Genomic DNA, 23,191 nt, shown 5'->3' with positions numbered 1-23,191 from the left:
TCCACAGGCGCTACAGAGCCTCCTGCGCGTGGCCGTTGATGGCGTCAGCGGCCCGGATGAGGGCCAGGTGCGAGAAGGCCTGCGGATAGTTGCCCGCCATGCGCTTGTTCACCGGGTCATATTCTTCGGCCATCAGCCCGAGCTCGTTGGCGTAGCCCACCAGCTGGTCCATCAGCTCGCGGGCGTCTTCGATCCGGCCGGACCGGGCGTACTGCTCCACCAGCCAGAAGGAACAGGCCAGGAATGGGTGCTCGCCCGGCTCCAGGCCATCCATGCCGGCTTCCGTCCGGTAGCGCAGGATCAAGCCGAACTCATCAACGAGCTCCTGCTCGAGGCGCGCCACAGTACCCAGCATCAGGTCGTCGTCGTACTTTACGAAGCCCACCTGGGGGATCACCAGCAGGGAGGCGTCCACCTCGATGCTGCCGTAGGTCTGGACGAAGGAGTTGATCTCCCTGTTGAACCCCTGCTCCATAATCTCCTCACGGAGTTCGTCACGCAGCTCCGCCCAGTGCTCCGCCTCGCCGTCCAGCCCGTGGTCGCGCACGGCGCGCACGCCGCGGTCGAAGGCAGCCCACATCATTACGCGCGAGTGGGTGAAATACCTTTGCTTGCCGCGCATCTCCCAAATGCCGTGGTCCTTGTTGTCGAAGTGCTTCTCGATGTAGTGCAGCAGCGCCTTCTGCAGGGGCCAGGAGAAGTGGTCCTCCGTACCGCCCATATTGCGCAGTTTCTCGAGCACCACCATGACCTCGCCGATCACGTCCGCCTGGTACTGCCCGACGGCGCCGTTGCCGATCCGCACCGGCTTCGAGTTCGCGTAGCCGGGGAACTGGTCCAGCTCCCGCTCGAGCAGATGGCGCTCACCGGCCAGGCCGTACATGATCTGTAGGTCCTCCGGGTCGCCGGCGACGGCACGCAGCAGCCAGTTGCGCCATTCCAGCGCCTCTTTTTCATAGCCGTGAGTCATCATGGATTCCAGCGTCAGGGCGGCATCCCGCAGCCAGACGTACCGGTAGTCCCAGTTGCGTTCCCCGCCGAAATGCTCGGGCAGCGACGTCGTGGGAGCGGCCACGATCCCGCCGGTCGTCTCATGCGTCAGCGCGCGCAGGACCAGCAGCGAGCGCTTGACCATCTCGTGGTATTCGCCCTGCGGCGGGAAGCGCGAACACCAGTCCTGCCAGTACTTCAGGGTCTCCTCCAGCGCCTTGTCCACATCGATCATGGGCGGCACCTCGCGGTGCGATTGAAACCAGCACAGCTCGAAATCCACCGATTCGCCTGCCTTGACTTCGAACTGGCCCAGATGCCGGCGATTCCGGGGATGCGGGAGGTTGGATCCGTGCAGCACTACGGCATCCGGGCCGGCGATGCCGACAATGGACTCCTCGTCCGTGTCCGCATTCCTGACCCGGTTGACCCATGGCACCACAACGCCGTAGCCGAACCGCACCACAATCTCCTGGCTGATCGTCACGGTGCCGGAGATACCCTCCACCCGGCGGACCAGCGAAGCGCGGCGGTCTCCCACCGGCATGAATTCAGTGATGGTTGCTTCGCCGGTATCCGTCTTCCAATGCGTGCGGAGCACAAAGCTGGAGTCTATGTAACTGCGTTCGACGACGACGGGGGCCCCGGCGCGCTTCTTGCGTTCGGCTTCCGCTTGCTCGTCTGCCCCGGTGGGCTTGCCTGCCTCGGCATGGACGGATTCTTCCCGCAGGGCATGCTCTCCGCGCGGGTCTTTGGCTTGCCCGCGGACCTCGCCGCCGTAGTGCGCGGCCTCCGTGGTGGTGCCGCCTCCGGCCGGCTTCAGCTCCGGGTCCTGGTTCAGGTCCCGGTCATAGACCTGGCCAGCGACTTTTGCCGTGGCTGTGCCGCCAGCAGCGGCCTGGCCCTCAGTGGATCCGTCCCGGTCCCGGGCTTTCGCGTCGGCTCCGCTCGCGGCGGTATCGGGGGCGATCTCCTTGCCGGCGCCTCCGGTCACCTCGGCGTGCCCGGCACCTTGACCGGCCGTTTCCCCTGCCGGCCCCGTGCCCAACGGCACGCCGGTTTGCTCGTGGCTGCCATCCGGCGCCAGCAGCCAGCGGCCGTGTTCCGGCGTGCCCAGCAGTGCCCCGAAGGTGGAGTCTGAATCAAAGCGGGGGAAGCACAGCCAGTCCATGCTGCCGGCCCGGGAGACCAGCGCCCCCGTGTGCAGATCCGATATGAGCGCGTAGTCCTCAATTGGAGATGCCATTTCTCCACTCAACCACAGGCAGGAGCAGGGGTGCTACGGTCTGGTTCGCGCAGCTCAGGAACCGGCCGCCAACTGTTCCAGCTGTTGCCGCACCTGCACGGGCCGGTTGGTAGTGATTTCGTGGATCCCCAGCTCGTGGCAAAGCCTGACGTCGTCCGGATCATTGACGGTCCAGACCCTGAAGCGCAGACCCGCCGCGAGCCAGCGCTCGATCAGCGGACGGTGCGACCTGATGTAGTCAATGCCCGGCCCGGCCATCCCCACGGCCCGCTGTTCGATCAGCGCCTCGCCTTCGGACAGTGCCCTGCGCAACAGTGCCACCACGGCGCCCACCGTCAGGGAACCCATGAAGAGCGAACTCTTGATCTCTTCGGCCTCGATGTTGTCCAGCAGCTGGCACAGATGGTCCGTGGGCACATGGTCTTCCAGGTGTTTGACCGCGTCGGGGTGGAAGCTCATGAACGAGAGCTTGAGGTTGCCAAGCGTCGACGTCTCCGGGTCCCATCCCTCCGCCATCAGGTACTTCAGCAGTTCATCCTCGAGGGTCTGGCCGAACGGGCTGGGATGCTTGAGCTCGATCGCCAGGTCGAGCGGACGGCCGGCCTCGCGCATGAGGTCGATCAGCGCGTCCAGCGTGAGCAACTGGTCGGCCACCCCGCCGTACTCGGGTGGAATCGTCACGCCGCGCCAGGACGAGAAGTCCAGCCGCAGCAGCTCTTCCAGCGTATGGTCGGCAACGTGGCCGGTTCCGGTGGACGTGCGGTCCAGGTCAAAGTCGTGGAAGCAGATCAGTTTCAGGTCCGCCGTCAGGTGGATGTCGCACTCAAGCCCATCGGCGCCGTCGGCAATCGCCTGCAGGTAGGCGGCCCTTGTGTTTTCCGCGTACTGTTCGCTGGAACCGCGATGGGCGAAGATCTTGTGCTTCATGGTTTTCACCGTACGTGAATTTGCCGGCCGGAACCCGCTTTCACCACGACTGACTGGTTAACTTAGCTTGACCGGTCCCAGAACTTTTTTTGCCGCGGAGGCCAGATGAGCACACAGCTGATGTACGACGACGGCCGCAGCGTTATCGGGGATGCCGAACGCGCCGCCGGGCTCACGAAAATGAAACGCCTGGCCACCGGGATGCTGGTGCTCATGGCGGTGATTTTCATCGTGGCGTTCGCCCTGCAGGAGCAGTATCCCTGGCTGCAGTACGTCCGTGCCGCTGCCGAAGGCGGCATGGTGGGCGCACTCGCGGACTGGTTCGCGGTCACGGCGCTGTTCAAGCACCCGATGGGCCTGAAAATCCCGCATACGGCGATCATCCCGCGCAAGAAGGACCAGATCGGCGCCAGCCTGGGCTCCTTTGTGGAGGAGAACTTCCTCTCCGAGGAGGTGGTCAAAACCAAGATCGCCTCGCTGGGCGTCTCCGCGAAAACCGGCGCCTGGCTGGCGCGGCCCGAAAATGCGGACCGGGTGGCCCGGGAAGGTGCGACCGCCATCCGCGCCGCCATGCTGGTCCTCAACGACGAGGACGTCCAGGACGTCATCGAGTCGATGGCGCGGCGGCACCTGCTGGATCCGGAATGGGGCCCTCCGCTGGGCAAGCTGGCCAAACGGCTGCTCGACGACGGCCACCACCTCAAACTGGTGGACCTGCTGCTGGACCGCGCGGCGGACTGGGTGTTGGACAACCAGGAAACGGTGGCCCGGCTGGTGGCGGACCGCTCCCCCACCTGGGTTCCCTCCTTTGTGGACTCGCTGATGGGCGACAAAGTCCACCTCGAGCTGTACAAGTTCATTGCGGCCGTGCAGGCGGACCCGGAGCACCAGGTCCGGCAGCAGCTGGACGTCTACCTCCAGTCGCTGGCCCAGGATCTGCAGACCGATCCGGACATGATCGCCCGGGTGGAGAACCTCAAGAAGAACGCGCTGGGCGATCCGGAGGTACGCCAGCTGGCAGTCCGGACATGGGACACCCTCAAGCGCGCCCTGCTGGAGGCCGTCGAGGATCCGCAGAGCGAGCTCAGCCGCAAGTTCACCACAGCCGTCCGCGACTTCGGCAACCGGCTGGCCACGGACAAGGAACTCGCCGCCAAGGTGGACGGCTGGATCGAGGAGGCCGCTGGCTACCTGGTCCGGACCTACCGGACCCAGATCGCGTCCGTCATCACCGAAACGGTGGAGCGGTGGGATGCCGAGGAAACCTCCCGCAAGATCGAACTGCAGGTCGGCAGGGACCTGCAGTTCATCCGGATCAACGGCACGGTAGTCGGTTCCCTGGCCGGCCTGGTGATCTTCGCCATCGCCCACGCCATCTTCGGTTAGCTCCGCATTGGGCATGCGCTCCGGAACGGGCGCGGGCTGCGGAATGAGCCCAGGCTCCGGAGCGTCGCGGAGCACGCGCCCTTCGGGGAGCCCCAGCGGGCGCGGTTTCGCTACAATTCGGGGGATCCGCTGCGATTCGGGAATCTGCCGCCGATACGCGGACACGGCAGGTTCCCGATCCGAAGCGAAACCGGTAGAGAGGACTGGACGCCGGCGCCGGAGCGCGCGGCCTACTCAGACGTCGTCCGGCTCGGCTCCGCGGTGCTGCCCGGTCTGCGGGTCCGTCTCGGCCGGCAGGTCCGGCCCCGGTGACGCCGCCAGATCCTCGGGCCGAGGCGACTGGGAGGACTCAGGTCCGCCATGCGCCGTGGACAACGGCGTGGCACCCACCGCCGTCCGTGCAGCTGCGCCGCCGGACGCGCCTGCAGCGCCCGCGCCTGCAGCACCGGCAGCCAGCTCCCTGCGCCTGCCCGGCATCAGGTTCCTTCGCGGAATCAGGTGCTTGCGCTGGGCCAGCTCCTCCACCAGGGACATCGGCAGGGTCAGCGGCGGCTCGCCGAAGGCCTCGCGGGTGGACTCGATGACGCGGCGGCCCATCATGTGGTTGCCGGCACCGCCCACCACGGCCCCAATGCCGAACGGCACAGCACGGCCGAGCAGGGCCGTGCCCTGCTTGGCCAGGAACTTCTTCAGGAAGCGCCGTCGCATGCTGTCCATGATGGTGCCCATCATGCCCGCGGGCATGATGGTCCCGATGACGTTGCCCCATGCCTGGCCCGGCTTGTTCCGCCCATTGGTTTGGCCGGCAAGTTCGCGGATCAGGGCGCTGCCTTCCTCGCCCATCAGGATGGCCATGACCATGGTGCGGGACCGTTCCGGGTTGTCGGTGTGGATACCGTGCAGCTCGGCAATGGACTGGGCATAGAGCGCGGTCGCCTCCAGGAACCCTACGGTCGCAGCGGCGGAAAGCCCCAGGGCGGCGATAGTGCCCACGCCCGGGATCAGCGCGGATCCGCCAACGGCGGCACCGCCGCCGGTGATGGCGGAAAGGTAGTACTTCTCCAGCTTCGCGGACAGCTCGGCCGGCGAGGCCTCCGGGTACTTGCTCCGCAGCCGGTTCAGGTTGGCCAGGACCAGCGGGCGCTGGACGTCCAGGGCCTTCATGATTCCGTTGGCAACAGCCGGTTTGGGATTGCCCTTCTCGTCAAAAGCCGCACCGGCAGCCATCTTGACCGCCGGGTTGAATTTCCTGTTCTTCGCCACGAAGTCCTCCTTGAGGTAGCGGACATGGCCGTTCGCCTTAACACTAGATCACCGGCTCCGCAGCACGCCGGGAACCGGCAATTTTCCCCGGCGCGGCAACAACATCAGTATGCTGAGGAAAGTACCGCAGTATTCCTCTATCGACGCCCGTGGCCACCGGCAGGCTGGCGTCAGGAACAAGGAGTAGTTGGTTATGAGAATTGGATCTTCAATTGCCCTGATCGCCATCGGCGCCATCCTCGCGTTCGCGGTGGCCGACGTCGTCGACTTTATCGACCTGACCCTGGTCGGCTGGATCCTGATGGGCGTGGGTGCGCTGGGCCTGATCATCTCGGTAGTCATGGCCGGCACCAGCAGGCGCCGCGTGACCGAGAGCCGCCAGCTGCACGACCCGCACACCGGGGAGACCGTCCGCCGCGACGACACGCGGGACAACGGCCTCTAGCCCAGGTAGGTCTTCAGGAAAATCCCGACGTCGCGGATCTCGTCCGGCCCGATGTTGTGCCCCATCCCGGGATAGGTGCGCGCCGTGAGCCGGGTGTGGGCCTCCAGCCAGTCCGCCGCGTAGTCCACCGCATCCTGATGGATCACCACGTCGGCGGCGTCCCGTCCCCAGAAGAACGGCAGCGTGCCGTCCAGGTCGTCCGTCAGGGTCAGCAGTTCGTTCTCCAGCACAAAACCTGAAAGCCCGACGGCGGCACGAAAGGCCGTGGGCCGCAGCCGGATCAGCGTGGTCGCCATGGCCATGCCCTGCGAGAAGCCCAGCAGGCTGGCCCCGGTGAACTTGCCGGACGCAAGCACCGGGTCCAGCCAGGCGAAGACCTTGTTGGCCGAGCTGACGACGTCGGCGAAGTCCGAGGCGAGGAACGCGTCCAGCAGGAACCAGCCATAGTTGGCCCCGACGTCGAAATGGCCGCGCAGCGCCACCCCGGTCACGTTCGCCGGCAGCGCCTCGAACAGCGGCAGCACCCGCTCCTCGGAGGACCCGTAGCCGTGGATCATCACCAGCAGCTCGGTCCCGGCGCGCTCGTCCTCGGGGCGGGACCATACGGCAGTCGTCATGGACTACTTCTACCACCCGCCGGCCGAGGGCACTGCGCCTGCCGGACGATGGCACGTGCGTGCAGGCCGGCTCAGCGCGGCTTCTTGCTGCCCAGCGCGACCAATGAGAACACAATTCCCGCTCCGCTGATCCCGGTAGCGATGAACGACGACGCCGGATGCCCGCCGGTGAGTTCGGCTGCGGCGAGGGACAACGGCAGCCACAGCACCGCCCAGCCCAGCACGCCGAACAGCGGCGCATAGCGTTCTCCGCGAGCCGTCCAGCGGTAGGCGAAGACGCCCAAAACCAGGGACAGCAGGCCGCCCCCGATCATCACAACGGCACCGAACCCGCCCAGCCCGGGGCTCCCGGATGATCCCACGAGCAGCGCGGTCAGGGCGTCAACCCCGATCACCACCACGGCCAGGCCGGCCGCCAGGAGCAGCACGTTGCTGGCCTGGAGGAGCATCAACCTGCGCACATCCGCCCTCATGGCACCCACTGTATAAGGGCTAACCCAACGGCTCTCCGAACCCCCCGGGCGCCCGCTTTTCTGTTTTTATGTTGGTTTTCGTTGACAAGCAGAAACAAACACAGATAAAGTCATCAAAACAAAGATCGACGTGATGCCAATCACCTCCCCTCCCGGTCCGACTTCTCGAAGGAGAAAACATGTTTGCCGCCGAACGCCACCGCAAGATCGGTGAGCTTGTGGCCGCCAAAAACCGGGCCACCGTGGGCGAACTGGCCGACCGCTTCGACATCACCAAGGAAACCGTCCGGCGCGATCTTGCCACCCTCGAACAGCAGGGCGTGCTGCGCCGGGTCCACGGCGGCGCCGTCGCAGCCGGCCGCGCCAGCACCAGCGAACAGAGCCTGGGCAGCCGCCAGCTCCAGCGGCACGAGGAGAAGCAGCGGATTGTGCGCAAGGCACTCGAACTCATCCCCGCCGGCCCGGCCTCGCTGGTGATCGACGCCGGCACCACCACGGAGCAGCTGGCCGAGCTGCTGGCCTCCGAATCCAACGGCCGGCACGAAGACCTGCTGGTCATCACGCACGCGGTCCCCATCGCCTTCCGGATCTCCACCGGCTCGAAGCTGCAGCTGGAAATGATCGGCGGGCGGGTCCGCGGCCTGACCAGCGCCGGCATCGGCGCACGCACGCTGGAACAGTTCGCCGCCCTACGCCCAGACATCGCGTTCATCGGAGCCAACGGTATCGACGCCGGCTTCGGACTGAGCACCCCGGACGCGCTGGAAGCCGCCGTGAAAACGGCAATAGTCCGCTGTGCCCGCCGCGTTGTCGCGCTGGTGGATTCGTCCAAACTCGAGGAGGAAACCTTGGTCCGCTTCGCCGGCCTTGAAGAGATCGACACCCTGATTACCGACACCGCACCGCCGGCCGCGCTGGCCGAGGCGCTGGAGGCCGCGGATGTCGAGGTGGTGGTGGCATGATCATCACCCTCACGGCCAACCCCAGCCTGGACCGCACGGTAGAGCTGCCCGGCTCCCTGATCCGCGGCGGCGTGCAGCGCGCGGTGGCCGCCTCGCAGCAGGCGGCCGGCAAGGGCGTCAATGTGTCCCGCGCCCTGGCCGCTTCCGGCGTCGCCAATCTGGCCATCCTCCCCGGCGACCCCGAGGATCCCGTGATCACCGGGTTGCGGCAGGACGGCCTCGCCTACGTGGGGCTGCCCATCGGCCAGGCCCTGCGCAGCAACATCACGCTGACCGAGCCGGACGGCACCACCACCAAGATCAACGAACCCGGCCCGCACCTGGACAGGAGCCGGCAGGAAGAGCTCGCGGCGGCTGTGCTGGCAAAGTGCGACGGCGCCGCCTGGCTCGTGCTCGCCGGTTCCCTGCCGCCGGGCGTACCAGCCGATTTCTACGCCCGGCTCACCGTCCGCGTCCGCGAAGAACTCGGCTCGGCCGCGCCGCGGATCGCGGTGGATTCGTCCGGCGAACCGCTGCGCCAGGCCTTCGCCGCCGGCCCGGCCGCCGTGCCGGATCTGGTCAAGCCCAACGCGGAGGAGCTGGCCGAACTGGCCGGCGTCCACAGCGAGGCTGCGCTGGAGGCAGACCCGGAACTCACCGCACAGACCGCCGCGCTCCTGCTGGACAAGGGCGCCGAGGCGGTGCTCGCCACGTTGGGTTCCAAGGGCGCCGTCCTCGTCACCCGGGAGGGCGCCTGGTACGCCACGCATCCGCCGGTCAGCGCGCGCAGCACCGTGGGCGCCGGGGATTCCTCCCTGGCCGGCTACCTGCTGGCGCACAGTTCGGGCGCGGCCGCCGCGGACTGCCTCCGCCAGGCGGTAGCCCACGGTGCCGCTGCGGCAGCACTGCCCGGCACCACCCTGCCCGCCCTTTCGCAGACGACGCCGGACGCCGTCGTCGTTAGTTCGCTTTCCGTTCCCGCACCGTGACTTCACACCTTCCCGCAAGCCCAATTTCCCGTCAGTTCCACGCCCACAAGGAAGACGCCATGTCCCACCTCATCACCGAAGAACTTGTCACCCTGGATAAGAATCTCGGCGCCACCAGCCAGGATGTGATCCGGCAATTGACCCAAGTGGTGCTCGCCAGCGGGCGCGCCAGCGGATTCGACGGCCTCTATGCCGACGCCGTCGCCCGCGAGCAGAAGACCGCCACCGGCGTGCCCGGCGGCATCGCCATCCCGCACTGCCGCTCCTCCGCGGTGCTCGAACCCACGCTCGCGATGGCGCGGCTGGCTCCCGCCGTGGACTTCGGCGCGAAGGACGGCCCGGCCGACCTGGTCTTTTTCATCGCCGCGCCCGAGGGAGCCGACAAGGAACACCTGAAGCTGCTCTCCAAGCTCGCCCGCTCCCTGATCAAGAAGGACTTCACCGCCAGCCTGCGGGCCGCGGAGTCGCCCGCGGACATCGTGGCGCTGGTCAACGGCGCGCTCTTCCCGGACGAAACCGCCCCTGCTGCCGCGGGCGCTCCGGCCGGGGCAGGCACTGCTCCTGCCACCGCTGCGGGTTCTGCTGCAGGTGCCTCCGGAGTGGCCGCCGGCACCGCCACCGTGACCGAGCAGCACGGCCGGCACGCCGCTGCTGCCGCGGCCGATCCCAACCGCCCCAAGTCCCTGGTTGCCGTGACGGCCTGCCCCACCGGCATCGCCCACACCTACATGGCGGCCGATTCCCTGGTCGCCGCGGGCAAGGAAGCCGGCATCGAGGTGCAGGTCGAGACCCAGGGCTCGGCCGGCGCGACCCCGCTGGATCCTGCCGTCATCGACAAGGCCGACGCCGTGATTTTCGCCGTCGACGTCGACGTGCGCGAGAAGGAGCGCTTCGCGGGCAAGCCGGTCATCCAGTCCCCAGTCAAGCGGGCCATCGACGAACCCGACGTGATGCTGCGCGAGGCACTCGCTGCCGCGGACGACCCGAACGCCCGGCGCGTCAGCGGCACCGCCGACGTGGCCTCGCACCAGACCGGCCAGGCGGGCGAAAGCATCGGCGCCAAGCTCAAGCGCGCCCTGCTGACCGGCGTCAGCTACATGATCCCGTTTGTCGCCGGCGGCGGCCTGCTGATAGCGCTGGGCTTCCTGCTCGGCGGCTACGCGATCACCGATGTGGCGGACACCGTGGTGCTGGAGAACAACTTCGGCAACCTGCCCGACGGCGGACTGCTCACCTACCTGGGCGCCGTCGCCTTCAAGATCGGCGCGCTCTCCATGGCGTTCCTGGTCCCCGCGCTGGCCGGCTACATTGCCTACGCCATTGCGGACCGGCCGGGCATCGCTCCGGGCTTCACCGCCGGCGCGGTTGCCGGCTTCATGGGCGCCGGCTTCCTGGGCGGCCTGGTCGGCGGCCTGCTGGCCGGGTGGATCGCGCACCTGATCGGGCAATGGTCCGTCCCCCGCTGGCTGCGCGGCCTGATGCCGGTGGTGATCATCCCGCTGCTGGCCTCCATTGTGGCCTCGGGCCTGATGTTCCTGGTGCTCGGTGGCCCGATCGCCGGTCTCACCACCGCGCTGAACGGCTGGCTCTCCGGCCTGACCGGTGTTTCCGCGGCGGCCCTGGGCATCATCCTGGGCCTGATGATGTGCTTCGACCTCGGCGGACCGGTCAACAAGGTGGCCTACGCCTTCGCCGTCGCCGGTCTCGGTGCTGGCAGCGCCGACAACCAGGCCCCGTGGATGATCATGGCCACCGTGATGGCGGCCGGCATGGTGCCGCCGCTGGCGATGGCCCTGGCCACGGTGCTGGACCGCAAGCGCTTCTCGCTGGCCGAACGTGAAAACGGCAAGGCCGCCTGGCTGCTGGGCGCGGCATTCATCTCCGAGGGCGCCATTCCGTTCGCCGCGGCCGATCCGCTGCGTGTCATCCCCGCCAGCATGCTCGGCGGCGCGGTGACCGGCGCCCTGACCATGGCCACCGGTGTGACCTCGCAGGCGCCGCACGGAGGCATCTTCGTCTTCTTTGCGATGGGCAATGTGGTTATGTTTGTGGTAGCCGTGGTGGTGGGAGCTATCGTCTCGGCCCTGGCCGTCCTGGCCCTGAAACGCTACGCAACGAAGAAGACCGCTCCGGCGGAAACTGTCGCGGCCTAGGCCGCAACAGCCTACGCTGACAGACAAGCCATCGAGTAGTTGAGCAAGGGGTACGCAATGACCAGCATTACCGGAGTAGGCGTCAGCCCGGGCCGCGTGATCGGGCCGGTACTGCAGATGCCGCCGGCCGTGGCCGAGCCTGCACCCGGTGCGGGCCTGCCGGCCGGCGCCACCGCCGAAGCAGAGGCGGACCGGCTGCGTGCCGCGGCGAAGACGGTCCAGGCTGCGCTGAAGGACCGGGCCGCCGGGGCACGCAAGGAGGCGGCCGAGGTCCTCCAGGCCACCGCGCTGATGGCCGCGGATCCGATGCTGCTCAAGTCCGCGGTCAAGCTGCTGGAGGCCGGCCGCGGCACCGAACGCGCCATCTGGGAGGCCGCGGAGCAGGTCGCCGAACAGCTCAAGTCCCTCGGCGGCTACATGGCCGAACGCGCCACCGACGTGCTCGATGTCCGCGCCCGCATCGTGGCCGAGCTGCGCGGCGTACCGGCCCCGGGCATCCCCGCCTCGGAGGTGCCGTTCGTGCTGGCCGCGGAGGACCTGGCACCGGCGGACACCGCCACGCTGGACCCGGCGATGGTGCTGGCGCTGGTCACCTCCGGCGGCGGACCGCAGTCCCACACCGCCATCATCGCCCGCTCGCTCGGGCTGCCCGCCGTCGTCGCCGCCATCGGCGCCACGGAACTGGCGCCGGGAACGGAAGTCTTCGTGGACGGCGCCGCGGGCACTGTCACACCGTCCCCCGGGGAGACGGAGCGCAGCCTCGCTGCAGCCTATGCCTCCCGCGAGCCGTTGCAGCCTTTCGACGGCACGGGTACGACGGCGGATGGCCACCTGGTCCCGCTGCTCTCCAACGTGGGTGGCGGCCACGATGCGCTCAAGGCCGCAGGGTTAGGGGCCGAGGGCGTGGGCCTGCTGCGCACCGAATTCTGCTTCCTCAACCGCGATTCCGAACCCACCATCGACGAACAGGTGGCCGCCTACAAGGCCGTCTTCGACGCCTTCCCGGCCAAGAAGGTGGTGGTCCGGACGCTGGATGCCGGTGCCGACAAGCCGCTGCCGTTCCTGACCGACAGCACCGAGCCCAACCCCGCGCTCGGCGTGCGCGGCTACCGCACGGACCTGGCCACGCCCGGCGTGCTGGAGCGCCAGTTGCAGGCCATCGCCACGGCAGCCGCCCAGAGCGAAGCCGAGGTCTGGGTGATGGCGCCAATGATCGCCACCGCCGAGGAGGCCGGCCGGTTCGCCGAACTGTGCCAAGCCGCGGGGCTGGAGACGCCGGGCGTCATGGTGGAGGTTCCCTCCGCCGCGGTGACAGCCGGCTCGGTCCTCAAGCGCGTGGACTTCGCCTCCATCGGCACCAACGACCTGACCCAGTACACCATGGCGGCGGACCGGCAGCTCGGCCCGCTGGCGGCGCTGAACGACCCCTGGCAGCCCGCCGTCCTGCACCTGGTCAAGGCCACTGTGGACGGCGCGGCAAGCCGGCAGGAAGCACCCAAACCGGTGGGAGTCTGCGGCGAGGCAGCCGCGGACCCGGCCCTCGCCGTCGTCCTTGTTGGCCTGGGCATCAACTCGCTGTCCATGAGCGCCCGCTCGCTGGCCGCCGTGGCCGCGGTGCTCAAATCCGTTCCGCTGGAGCGGGCCCAGCAGCTGGCCGCGCTGGCGCTGGGATCCGACACCGCTGCCGAAGCCCGCGCCGCCGTGCGCGCCGAACTGCCCCTGCTCGAAACCCTCGGACTCTAAGCACGTCCCGTCACAAAGGAGAAATCATGCCCGAACGTATCGCAACCGTCGCCAGCCGCGTTGGCCTGCACGCCCGCCCCGCCGCCATTTTCGCCGAGGCCGCCGGCGACCAGCCGGTGGAAGTCACCATCGCGCTGGAAGGCGCCCCCGCCGATGAGGCCATGGACGCCTCCAGCATCCTGTCCCTGATGAGTTTGGGCGCCGAGCACGGCTCCAAGGTAGTGCTGCGGGCCGAGGGCGACGGCGCCGATGCGGCCCTCGACACCCTGGTGCAGGTGCTCGAAACAGACCACGACGCCGAATAGCAGCTACCGCTGGCAGCGTCGCCGCGGCCGGTCCCACCGGTTCCGGCAACGGCACAGGCTCCGGTCCAGTCCTGCGACTGAACCGGAGCCTGCGGTGTTAGCGGCCAGTGGCGGGACCCGCTGCTACCAGCGGACCTTCTTCTCCGCCGGCCCGCGCCTGTTGCTGGCATGCGTGGGCTTGTGGCTGTTGCCGATGCTGTGCCAGCCCGGCAGGTCACCCGGGCTCTTGGCGCCCTTGGCGTCCGCGAGCCGCTTCTGCTGCTCTTTGCTCAATTTCTCGGCGGCAGCGGGGGCAAGATGGACGTTGAGTTCGGCCTTGGCCGAGTCAGGGTTGTTGTCGATGGTGGTCATGGTTCCTCCGTTTGAGCGATGTATGCCTGAGATGTATGCCTGAGAGGGTGCGCCAGAAGCCGGAACAGAGCCCGGCAAAACGGGTCTTTTCATCAAGAGGTACGGGAAAAGAACTCGGAGGCACAGCCTCAACAAGCAGGATTTTCTATTGGGCAGCTTTGGAGCCGGCCGGTACAGCGGAGACCGTCTCTACTCGAAAATCAGTGTTCCCATGCGTGCAAGCCTAACAGCGCGGCCTAAGTTCGGGTAGATTTTTCCCCAACAGATTTAGGGGGACGCCATGACGCAGTTCGATGACCGGTATGACCCGATCTACCAGCGCGGGCACCGGGTCCCGGCCGACGGCAGGCCGCAGGACCTTTCTGCGGAACCCGCAGGCCGGATAGCGGGTAACGGTTCCAGGGCGGCCAACGAGCGCAGTGAGGCCGGATTCGCGGCCGCAGCGGCGCCCCGTCCCGCCCCGGCGGCCCATCCCGCTTCCACCGACCTGACCGGCGCGGCGGGCATGTCCGAGGTCGTCCCGCCCGAGCTGGCCGGGCGGTCAGAGGAGCAGGATGCCGCTCCGGCCCCGCGGTCGAAGTTCAATCCGTTCCTGCTGGCCCTCTGGCTGCTGGGAGCGGGCGCCATTGCCCTGGGATTCTGGGCCGCGCTAGGACCGGTAATGACCATGAACGATCCGTTCGGCGTCAACTCGGGCTTTGGCCCGCCAGAGTGGATATACCTCCTCAGCATGCTCTCGCCGGGGCTCATTGGCGGCGGGCTGACGGCCCTCGTCGCCGCACTCCTCCTGCACAGCCTGGCCTGGCAGCGCCGCAGGGGTTAGGGCACCCGCCTGGCTGCCCGGTTCAAGCTGGACCTTTCGGAAGCTTCAGGTCCACCCAGACTAGCCGGTGGTCGCTGGTCGGAAACGGGAATTCCCCGGTCAGGTCCGCCCCCGGCTCGCCCGGCTCGGGCCAGAAGACCCCGGCGCCGCAGACGTTCAGGTTCTTGGAGGGCAGCACGTAGTCGACCCGGAGGTTTCCGGGCGCCGGGTGGTCCTGGAAGTCGGCCGTGTCCAGCCGCGGGTCACCCAGATGGCTGATGTTGCTGGCGCCCTGGCGCCTGGCGGCCTCCACCGCTCCCCGCGAAGCCGGCTCCGGATCCTGGACCCGCGGGTGCTTCAGCAGCTGGGCGATCGACCCCGGCCAGGAGCCGCCGTCCCGCGGGTCCGAGTTCAGGTCGCCCAGGATGACGAACCGTTCCCCGGGCTTCAGGCCGCCGCGCTGCCCGGCGTCGTCGTAAATATAGTCGGCCTGCTGGCCGCCGGAGACGTAGTCCGTCCAGAAGCGGATCTCGTCATTGTTCCGCCGCCCGTTGCGGTCTTCGTCCCCGTCGAAGGACGGCGGCGTCGGATGGCTGGCGAGCACGTGGACCGTCTCGCCGTCCACCCGCACCGGCACATCCCAGTGGGACTTGCTGGAAAGCCGGAGCGCTTCCTGCGCCTCGGCGGAGTAGTAGTCCGCGGGCATCAGGTTCCCCGGCATGTCCCGCCAGCGGAAGGTCCGGAAGGTGCGGATGCCCGGCGTTTCGATCGGGAATTTGGACAGCAGCACCATGCCGTACTGTCCCTCGAATTCGCCGAAGCCGAACGCATCATCGGCGGTGCCCAGATCGCCGTCGTTATTCAGATCAAGCCCCGAGTCGACGCCGGTGTTGGACGGGGCGGTGTAGGCGTACGGGTAGCTCACGGGCGCCTGGCCATGATGGCCAACCTCCAGATAGTTCGCCCGGAACAGGTCCACCGCCGTATGGTCCTGGTCGTAGTCGAACTCATTGAGCAGCAGGATGTCCGGATTGTTCCGCTGGATCACCTCGGCAATGTTCCGCGCCTGCGCATTGCCCGGCGTCGCCAGATCCGCCGCCAGCTTGCCCTTGGCCGCCCGGTTGAGGCTGGCGTTGTAGGTGGCGATCCTGACAGTGTCCTGCGGCATCTTTCCAGTATGCGGTTCGCCTGCCGTAAGAACGGCAGGCGAACGCTTGTGTCAGGTATGGGTCTTGTGGCGGCCGTGGCGCGGGCTTTCCGGGTTCATCAGCGAGTGCCGGCGGCTGTAGAAGAAGTAGATGGCCAGGCCGATTACCAGCCAGATGCCGAACCTCATCCAGGTCTCCCAGTGCAGCTGCAGCATCAGGAAGCCGGAGGCGAGCACGCCGAACGCGGGCACCACCGGCATCCACGGCAGCCTGAACGTGCGGTGCACGTCGGGCCGGGTGCGGCGCAGCACGATCACGGCCACGCAGACCACCACGAAGGCGGCGAGAATGCCGATGTTGGTCAGGTCCGCCACGGCGCGGATGGGGAACACGCCGGCCAGCAGTGCCGAGGCGATGCCGGCGATCCAGGTGACCCGCTGCGGGGTTCCGTGCTTGTCCGTTGCCGCGAACCACGTGGGCAGCAGGCCGTCGCGGCTCATCGAGAACCACACGCGCGTGACGCCAAGCAGGAAGGTCAGCATCACGGTCAGGATGGAAATCACCGCGAACGCCGAGATGATGGTGGCGATAACCGGCAGGCCGACGTTCTGGAAGGCGGACGCGAAGCCGGCGGTTGGGCTGATGTCGGTATAGTTCTGCATGCCCGTCAGCACCAGCGTCGCCAGCACGTAAAGCGTCATGGCGATCACCAGCGAGAGCAGGATGGCCTTGGGCATGTGTTTCTTGCCGTCCGTCGCCTCCTCCGCGGCCGTGCTCATGGCGTCGTAACCGAAGACCGCGAAGAACACCGTGGCCGCACCGGCGAACACCGCGCCGAAGCCCGAGGGCATGAACGGCGTGTAGTTGTCGACGTCGACAAAGAAGAATCCCAGCCCGATGATGAACAGGATGAGCAGGACCTTCAGTCCCACTGCAACGAGCTCGAACCGGCCGAAAGTCTTGGTGCCACGGCTCAGGATCCAGGTGATGAACAGGCAGACCACGATGGCCGGCAGATTGATTACGCCGCCCTCGATCGTGTCCGCGGTGCCCTGCATCCAGATGGGAACGTCGACGCCGATTCCGGACATGAACTCGGAGAAGTATCCCGAGATCCCGATGGCGACCACCGCCACGATAGCTGTGTATTCCAGCAGCAAATCCCAGCCGATGAACCAGCCGATGATTTCGCCGAGGGCAACGTAGCCGTAGGTGTAGGCGGAGCCGGCGCGCGGAATCATGCCGGCGAACTCGGCGTAGGACAGGGCCGCGGCGGCGCTGGCCAGGCCGGCGATCAGGAACGCGATCATGACCGCCGGGCCGACCGCGTCCGCGTCTTCGCCGCCGTTGGCCACCAATCCGGCCAGGGTGAAAATTCCGATACCAATGATGCCGCCGACGCCGATGGCGGTCAGCTGCCACAGACCCAGGCTCTTGAACAGCCCGCTGTCGATGTTTTCGTCTTCAACCAGGTCGATCGGCTTACGCCGGAGGACTGACCGGCTACTATCTGGGTTGCTCATGGCACACCTTGGGTCGCAGGCGGATCGTGCCCGAGGCTTCCCCCCAGTGCCCACAGACAGCTCTAATGTGAACTGATCCTAGTCCTCCACAAGCCGCAGGACTAGTCTCCTGCCCGTTCGGATCCGCTCCCTCCGCCGAAATGCCCAAAGACGGCCGCGGCTGACTTCAGTCATGCCGCAGCGGGCCGGCGCCGCCAGTTCAGGGAAGCGGCACCCCAAATCGTCAGGAAGACCGCGACCAGCAGCAGTCCGGCATGCCCGAGATCCATGCTGCCCAATAATGTGGTCAGTGGATCCTGCAGTCCGACGACCTCACGCAGGATACCGGCGACGGTAATGACGGCGACGAACAAGGCGGACAGCGCTGACAGCCCGGTGACCACCATGTTGAAGCCAATCCGCCGCGCCGGATCCTGCACTGCGGTCCGGTACATCTTCATCATGGCCAGGCCGTTGACCGTATCGCAGAGCGTCATCGCCGCTGTGAAGCCCAGCGGCAGCGCCATCAGCGCCAGCGGCGAGATGCCTGCGAGCGCCGCGGAGGCGGTCAGCAGCAGGAAGGCAATCGTCGTCGCTGTGTCGAAGCCCAGGCCGAAGAGGAAACCCAGAACGTAGATGTCGCGGGGGCGTTTCACCCGGGAGAGCGGCTTGTCCAGCAACCGTGCGACGAGGCCCTGCGGCTGCAGGTCCTGTCCGGAGACGGGGTCACCGGCCCGCGCCCGCCGGTACAGCTGCACGGTGCGCCGGAAGGCGGTGCCGTTGAAGATACCGATGGCCAGCAGGAACAGGGCTGAGACACCCGCCCCGATCAGCCCCAGCATCGTGTTCGCCGTGGAACCTTCCTCCAGCGCGGCCGCCATCACGCTGGCGCCGCTGACCACCAGGATGCCCGCCAGCAGCACAACGCTGCTGTGGCCGAAACTGAACGCGAAACCGACGCTGACCGGCGCTCTGCCCTGAGCTGCGAACTTCCGGCTGGAATTGTCGATGGCGGCGATATGGTCCCAGTCGTAGCTGTGCTTGATGCCGGCCAGGTAGGCGGTGAGCAACAAACCCAGGGCCAGTGGGTGGGCATCCGCCAGCAGCGAGTAGGCCAGCAGCCCGGCGGTCGCCAGGTGCAGAGCCCCGACGGCAGCAAAGGTCGCTCCGATCCGGAGGGCCTGCGGCAGCTTCTCCCGCTCCAGGTAATGTGAACCGGCCATTGCCGTCAAGCGGACGTTCATCGTCTCTCCTTTCCGGCCATGTCAGAGGGCCGGGCGTAAGTGGGGGCGCGGTCAGGCGCCAGGGTCAGCAGTTTTTCAGTGTCAGTATTTGCGCAGGTCAAGCCCTGTCTGGCCGAACCAGCGGCCGCGCAGCAGATCGACGGCGGCCAGCAGCAGGGCGTTCAGCGTGTCGGTGGAGCCCGAAAGCGCCCGCAGCACCAGGCCGGGTCCGTCCAGAAGGGAGATGCCCAGCTGTCCCTCGGGGTCCAGCGGGCCGAGCACCTCGTAAAGTTCGTCGACGAGGGCAGCGTTGACCCGCCGGTCCACCACCATCAGCGAACCGAGGTGAGTGTAATCCTCCAGGAACACCATGCCCGTCACCGGGGAGCCGGCCTGCGCCGGTCGGATGAGCAGGTTGTCCAGCGCCAGCAACTCGCCGTCTACGTAGACGTCGCTGCGGAGCCGCACCTCGTCGTACCGGAACAGGGTGCCGTCCGGGGACCAGCCGGGCGTGACGATCTCGGCCATCACCAGGGAGGCCTGGGCGTCGAGTTCCACCACGGTGTGCTGACGGTAGGACGCCTCCCGGTAGGCGATCAGCTGGTCCGGGAGGTACTCCAGGCTGGCGCCCGGCCCCAACCGGATGCGGGTCTGCTGGAAGGCGTGGCTGCCAGGCGTGCGGTAGACCTTCGTTGCCGACTGGGTGGTCAGCAGCAGCCGGGCGCCGGCAGCGACGTCGACGTCGAGTTCATAGACATCCCCGCCCAGATAGCCGCCGCCGGGATTGACGACGACATAGCAGACCTGCCCGGACTCATCCAGATAGTGCGGCCGGATCACGCGAAGGGCCCCTTGATGGAACTGGCTGGTCGCAATTCCGCGACCGCCGCGCAGTCCGATTTCGAGCCGCAGTTCGCCGGTCGGTCTGGCGGAGGCTGCAGCCAGGGACCCGGCGGTATGCAGTTCAGCCTCGGTGCTCATCGGATCAGATCGAGCATCAGGACATCGTGCTTCAGCCAGCCGATGACCTGATCCAGGCCCTCGTCCGTCTTCAGGTTCGTGAAGCAGAAGGGCCGTTCGCCGCGGAATTCCTTCGAGTCCGCTGCCATGACGGACAGATCGGCACCAACGTGCGGGGCGAGATCGGTCTTGTTGATGATGAACAGGTCGGATTTGATCATGCCCTGCCCGGCCTTGCGCGGGATCTTCTCGCCCTGGGCCACGTCGATGATGTAGATGGAGAAATCCACCAGCTCCGGGCTGAACGTGGCGGAGAGGTTGTCGCCCCCGCTCTCGATGAAGACCACCTGCAGGTCCGGATGGCGCTGTTTGAGTTCTTCCACGGCGGCGGAATTCATCGAGGTGTCCTCGCGGATGGCCGTGTGCGGGCAACCGCCGGTTTCGATCCCGACGATCCTGTCCAGCGGCAGGATGCCGTTGGCCGCGAGGATCTTCGCGTCTTCAATGGTGTAGATATCGTTGGTGATGGCCGCCATCGATATCTCAGTGCTGAGGTGCCGGGTGAGGCGCTCCACCAGCTGCGTTTTGCCGGCGCCTACGGGGCCGCCGATACCGATCTTGATGGGTTCCATAATGATCTCCTTGCGTTCTGCGTCCCGGCCGCCCGTGGTGTACCAGGCTCCGGGATCGGATGGATGTCAGTTGAGGGATGTCCGGGTCAGGACATGAACATGCGTGCACGTTGACGCTCGTGCCGCATCTGCGCGATTTCCAGCCCCGGCGCCGCGGCGCCGAAGTCCTCCGTGTCCAGGTGCGGAATCCGCGCGACGGCCGCCAGCACGTCGCCGTGCGCCCGGCGCAGCACCCGCTGCCCTGCGTTCTGGCCGATCGGGATGGCGCGGATGGCGTTCTGGGTCAGCGAGGTGACGGTGGAAAACAGGTAGGTAGCCAGCAGTTCCGGCAGCGGGGCGCCGAGGTTGCGTCCGGCCAGCGCGAAAGCCACGGCCGGGTGACCGCTGCACACTCCCTGGCCGACGTCCTCGCGGTACTCGTCAAGGGCCTGGCTGCCGAATGTTTCGGCCGCGATCTGCAGCATCCGTGCGCCCATTTTGATGCCGGCCAGTCGGATCTGCCGGGGCAGCGCCTGTGCCGCGAGCATACGGTCCACTCGCCGGATATCCGTTCGCGAGCCGGCCTCCATCACCAGCCGGATGGCCATTCCGTCGCTGTAGGTCAGCTGGATGTGGATGAACTGCCCCAGCCATTGGCCGAAGCTCGCTTCATCATGGACCAGTCCCCGGTCCAGATAGCTTTCCAACCCGAATGAATGGCTGAAGGCGCCGGTAGGCAGTGCGGAATCCGAGAGCTGGAGCAACGGCAGCAAGAACGACGGCGGACGCCCGGCTAAGGCATCTGCCTCCCCTGCCGCTGTGGCCGGGACGGCGGAGCCGGCGGTCGTGTTAGTCATTCCGCCGCCGCTTCAGTGGGTGTGTTCGGCATGCCGGAAAGGCACCGGCATCACGCGTTCCTGGCGGGTGTAGGGAACCTGCGCATGCCGGAGGAAGTCTTCGATGGTGTGGTCGTACTGCACCACCATGACCTCGGCCCGGTAGTCGCTTTCGGCGTCGAAGAACTGGGCCTGCATATGCCGGTTGCCCAGGTTGTGCGCCACCGTTCCCATCTCCTGGATGCTCCGTGGCGCGATGACCAGCACGTCGGTGGGAAGCACGGAGATGACAATGACGTTCTGCTCATCCCGGTGCAGGATGTCCCCGTCGCGCAGGTCACCGGGCGTGCTGAGCCGGATGCCGACGTCCCTGCCGTGGTCAGTGCTGACACGCTGGATGCGTTTTACCAGCTCGCTGCTGGGCAGGACTACTTTTTCTTCGTGCAGGCCGGCCAGTTCGGCGGCCAGAAGTTCGTGTTTGTTACCGATGACGCGGTCAACAATCATGGATGCGTCCTTTCAAATCGATTCAAGTTTGTCGAGGATCGGTACTTCCTAGAAGAGGAAATAGCGCTGCGCCATCGGCAGTACATCCGAGGGCTCGCAGGTCGCTTCCACGCCGTCCACCGTGACGGTGTAGGTTTCGGGGTCCACCTGGATGTCCGGCGTTTCACCGTTGTGCTTCAGATCCGCCTTGGTCAGGTCGCGAATGCCACTCACCGGCCGGATCACCCGGCGCAGACCGAGCCGCTCCGGAACGCCGTCCTCAATCGCTGCCTTGGACAGGAAGGTGATGGAGGAGGAATGGACCGCAGTGCCCAGGGCGCCGAAGTTCCCCCGCAGCGTGCGTGGCTGCGGCGTCGGGATTGAGCCATTCGAATCACCCATGATGGACTGGACGATCAGGCCGCCCTTGATGACCATGTCAGGTTTGACGCCGAAGAACGCGGGGTCCCAGAGCACCAGGTCGGCGAACTTACCCTCTTCCACACTGCCGACGGAGTCTGCGATGCCCTGGGCGATGGCCGGATTGATGGTGTACTTGGCGACATACCGCTTGATCCGGAAGTTGTCCCCGACCTCCGGGTCCTGAGCCATCCGTCCGCGCTGGCGTTTCATGGCGTCCGCAACCTGCCAGGTCCGCAGCACCATTTCGCCCACGCGGCCCATGGCCTGGGAGTCCGAACTGGTGATGGAGAAAATGCCCAGGTCGTGCAGGACGTCTTCGGCGGCAATCGTTTCCTTGCGGATCCGGGAGTCAGCGAACGCCACGTCCTCCGGAATGTCCGGGTTCAGATGGTGGCAGACCATCATCATGTCCAGATGCTCGTCCACGGTATTAACGGTGTACGGCAGGGTCGGATTGGTAGAGGCCGGAAGCACGTTTGGCTGTCCGGCCATCCTGATGATGTCCGGGGCATGGCCGCCGCCCGCCCCCTCGGTGTGGAAGGTGTGGATGACGCGGCCGCCGATGGCCCTGATGGTGTCTTCCACGAAGCCGCATTCGTTCAGCGTGTCCGCATGGATGGCGACCTGCACGTCGTACTCGTCGGCGACCTTCAGCGACATGTCGATTGACGACGTCGTCGCGCCCCAGTCCTCGTGCACCTTCAATCCGATGGCGCCGGCACGGATCTGTTCGGCCAGCGGCTCAAGAGCGCTGGCGTGCCCCTTGCCCAGCAGCCCGATGTTGATCGGGAGGTTTTCCACCGCCTGCAGCATGCGGGAAATATGCCAGGGACCAGGAGTCACGGTGGTTGCCTTGGAAGCGTCCGACGGTCCGGCGCCGCCGCCAATCAACGTGGTCACGCCAGAGGCCAGCGCCACCGGAACCTGGTCCGGGCTGACGAAATGCACGTGGGTGTCGATGCCGCCGGCGGTGAGGATCTTGTGCTCGCCGGCAATAATGTCCGTCGCCGCGCCGATGACAATGTTCACGCCATCGGAGATCTGCGGGTTGCCGGCCTTGCCGATCTTGAAGATATGCCCGTCGCGCAGGGCGACGTCGGCCTTGTAGATACCGGTGTAGTCCAGCACCACCACGTTGGTGATGACCGTGTCCGGGATATCCTCGTCCCGGACCAGCCGGCCGTTCTGGCCCATGCCGTCGCGGATCACCTTGCCTCCGCCGAACACCACCTCTTCGCCGTAGCGGGTGTGGTCCTTTTCGATTTCCAGCAGCAGTTCGGTATCTGCCAGCCGGATGGCGTCGCCGGTGGTCGGCCCGTACATTTCCGCATAATGCTTGCGGGTCATCTTGAAGCTCATCGGGTACCTTCC

22 protein-coding genes are annotated in these 23,191 nt (G+C 66.9%); 8 read left to right on the top strand and 14 right to left on the bottom strand.

Annotated elements, in window-relative coordinates; genetic code table 11:
* Positions 1-10: 10 nt before the first annotated feature.
* Complete coding sequence (locus AC20117_RS08065) at positions 11-2,236, bottom strand: glycoside hydrolase family 15 protein (protein ID WP_236777467.1); 2,226 nt, start codon at positions 2,234-2,236, stop codon at positions 11-13.
* Positions 2,237-2,290: 54 nt separating this feature from the next.
* Positions 2,291-3,163, bottom strand: a complete 873-nt coding sequence (locus AC20117_RS08060; RefSeq protein ID WP_074700166.1) for a glycerophosphodiester phosphodiesterase family protein — start codon at positions 3,161-3,163, stop codon at positions 2,291-2,293.
* A 105-nt stretch (positions 3,164-3,268) separates the two neighbouring features.
* On the opposite strand from AC20117_RS08060, the gene AC20117_RS08055 reads away from it, so the two are divergent.
* Complete coding sequence (locus AC20117_RS08055; protein WP_074700167.1) at positions 3,269-4,549, top strand: DUF445 domain-containing protein; 1,281 nt, start codon at positions 3,269-3,271, stop codon at positions 4,547-4,549.
* 234 nt (positions 4,550-4,783) lie between these two features.
* Here the strand turns inward: AC20117_RS08055 and AC20117_RS08050 are convergent, their stop codons facing one another.
* Positions 4,784-5,812: a hypothetical protein gene (locus tag AC20117_RS08050; protein WP_236777466.1), complete on the bottom strand. Its 1,029-nt coding sequence runs from the start codon at positions 5,810-5,812 to the stop codon at positions 4,784-4,786.
* A gap of 193 nt (positions 5,813-6,005) precedes the next feature.
* Here AC20117_RS08050 and AC20117_RS08045 point away from each other — a divergent pair, with 193 nt between their 5' ends.
* Positions 6,006-6,257, top strand: coding sequence for a DUF6458 family protein (locus AC20117_RS08045; protein ID WP_074700168.1), 252 nt, complete (start codon positions 6,006-6,008; stop codon positions 6,255-6,257).
* On the opposite strand, the gene AC20117_RS08040 is transcribed toward AC20117_RS08045, so the two are convergent.
* Positions 6,254-6,874 carry an alpha/beta hydrolase gene (locus tag AC20117_RS08040; RefSeq protein WP_074700169.1) on the bottom strand — a complete coding sequence of 207 codons (621 nt, stop codon included), beginning with the start codon at positions 6,872-6,874 and terminating at the stop codon, positions 6,254-6,256. The genes AC20117_RS08045 and AC20117_RS08040 overlap by 4 nt on opposite strands.
* 71 nt (positions 6,875-6,945) lie before the next feature.
* A complete protein-coding gene (locus AC20117_RS08035) occupies positions 6,946-7,347 on the bottom strand; it encodes a hypothetical protein (protein ID WP_139186763.1) in 402 nt (133 codons plus the stop codon).
* A gap of 179 nt (positions 7,348-7,526) precedes the next feature.
* On the opposite strand from AC20117_RS08035, the gene AC20117_RS08030 reads away from it, so the two are divergent.
* Genes AC20117_RS08030 through AC20117_RS08010 form a run of 5 tightly spaced genes read left to right on the top strand, consistent with a single transcriptional unit; the run spans position 7,527 to position 13,478 of the window.
* The gene (locus AC20117_RS08030) at positions 7,527-8,309 is read left to right on the top strand and encodes a DeoR/GlpR family DNA-binding transcription regulator (protein WP_074700171.1); all 783 of its coding nucleotides are present in this window, start codon (positions 7,527-7,529) and stop codon (positions 8,307-8,309) included.
* Positions 8,306-9,277 (top strand): 1-phosphofructokinase family hexose kinase, encoded by a 972-nt coding sequence (locus tag AC20117_RS08025; protein ID WP_074700172.1) that lies wholly within the window; start codon positions 8,306-8,308, stop codon positions 9,275-9,277. Before AC20117_RS08030 ends, AC20117_RS08025 begins: the two co-directional genes overlap by 4 nt.
* Before the next feature lie 59 nt (positions 9,278-9,336).
* On the top strand, positions 9,337-11,430 hold the full coding sequence (locus AC20117_RS08020) for a PTS fructose transporter subunit IIABC (protein WP_074700173.1): 2,094 nt from the start codon (positions 9,337-9,339) through the stop codon (positions 11,428-11,430).
* Positions 11,431-11,487: 57 nt separating this feature from the next.
* Entirely contained in the window at positions 11,488-13,173 is a 1,686-nt protein-coding gene (ptsP, locus tag AC20117_RS08015) for a phosphoenolpyruvate--protein phosphotransferase (RefSeq protein ID WP_074700174.1), read from the top strand.
* A 26-nt stretch (positions 13,174-13,199) separates the two neighbouring features.
* Positions 13,200-13,478: an HPr family phosphocarrier protein gene (locus AC20117_RS08010; RefSeq protein WP_074700175.1), complete on the top strand. Its 279-nt coding sequence runs from the start codon at positions 13,200-13,202 to the stop codon at positions 13,476-13,478.
* A gap of 123 nt (positions 13,479-13,601) precedes the next feature.
* Here AC20117_RS08010 and AC20117_RS08005 read toward each other — a convergent pair whose 3' ends face one another.
* The gene (locus AC20117_RS08005) at positions 13,602-13,829 is read right to left on the bottom strand and encodes a hypothetical protein (RefSeq protein ID WP_074700176.1); all 228 of its coding nucleotides are present in this window, start codon (positions 13,827-13,829) and stop codon (positions 13,602-13,604) included.
* A gap of 280 nt (positions 13,830-14,109) precedes the next feature.
* Between AC20117_RS08005 and AC20117_RS08000 the strand changes: the two genes are divergently transcribed.
* Positions 14,110-14,652, top strand: coding sequence for a hypothetical protein (locus AC20117_RS08000; RefSeq protein ID WP_074700177.1), 543 nt, complete (start codon positions 14,110-14,112; stop codon positions 14,650-14,652).
* 22 nt (positions 14,653-14,674) lie between these two features.
* Here the strand turns inward: AC20117_RS08000 and AC20117_RS07995 are convergent, their stop codons facing one another.
* The 8 genes from AC20117_RS07995 to ureC form a co-directional block, all read right to left on the bottom strand.
* Entirely contained in the window at positions 14,675-15,799 is a 1,125-nt protein-coding gene (locus AC20117_RS07995) for an endonuclease/exonuclease/phosphatase family protein (protein WP_074700178.1), read from the bottom strand.
* A gap of 51 nt (positions 15,800-15,850) precedes the next feature.
* On the bottom strand, positions 15,851-17,302 hold the full coding sequence (locus tag AC20117_RS07990; RefSeq protein WP_074700179.1) for an amino acid permease: 1,452 nt from the start codon (positions 17,300-17,302) through the stop codon (positions 15,851-15,853).
* 170 nt (positions 17,303-17,472) lie between these two features.
* Complete coding sequence (locus AC20117_RS07985; protein WP_170837946.1) at positions 17,473-18,525, bottom strand: HoxN/HupN/NixA family nickel/cobalt transporter; 1,053 nt, start codon at positions 18,523-18,525, stop codon at positions 17,473-17,475.
* An 81-nt stretch (positions 18,526-18,606) separates the two neighbouring features.
* A complete protein-coding gene (locus AC20117_RS07980) occupies positions 18,607-19,485 on the bottom strand; it encodes an urease accessory protein UreD (protein WP_074700180.1) in 879 nt (292 codons plus the stop codon).
* Positions 19,482-20,099, bottom strand: a complete 618-nt coding sequence (gene ureG / locus AC20117_RS07975) for an urease accessory protein UreG (protein WP_074700181.1) — start codon at positions 20,097-20,099, stop codon at positions 19,482-19,484. Before ureG ends, AC20117_RS07980 begins: the two co-directional genes overlap by 4 nt.
* A gap of 83 nt (positions 20,100-20,182) precedes the next feature.
* A complete protein-coding gene (locus AC20117_RS07970) occupies positions 20,183-20,932 on the bottom strand; it encodes an urease accessory protein UreF (protein WP_083339671.1) in 750 nt (249 codons plus the stop codon).
* 12 nt (positions 20,933-20,944) lie between these two features.
* The gene (gene ureE, locus AC20117_RS07965; protein WP_074700182.1) at positions 20,945-21,418 is read right to left on the bottom strand and encodes an urease accessory protein UreE; all 474 of its coding nucleotides are present in this window, start codon (positions 21,416-21,418) and stop codon (positions 20,945-20,947) included.
* Between the two features lie 48 nt (positions 21,419-21,466).
* Entirely contained in the window at positions 21,467-23,179 is a 1,713-nt protein-coding gene (ureC, locus tag AC20117_RS07960) for an urease subunit alpha (protein ID WP_074700183.1), read from the bottom strand.
* Between the last annotated feature and the right edge of the window lie 12 nt (positions 23,180-23,191).

Source organism: Arthrobacter crystallopoietes, from assembly GCF_002849715.1.
GTDB lineage: Bacteria > Actinomycetota > Actinomycetes > Actinomycetales > Micrococcaceae > Crystallibacter > Crystallibacter crystallopoietes.
The sequence above is the reverse complement of the archived record's forward strand: the minus strand, read 5'-3'. Positions and strand labels throughout refer to the sequence as shown.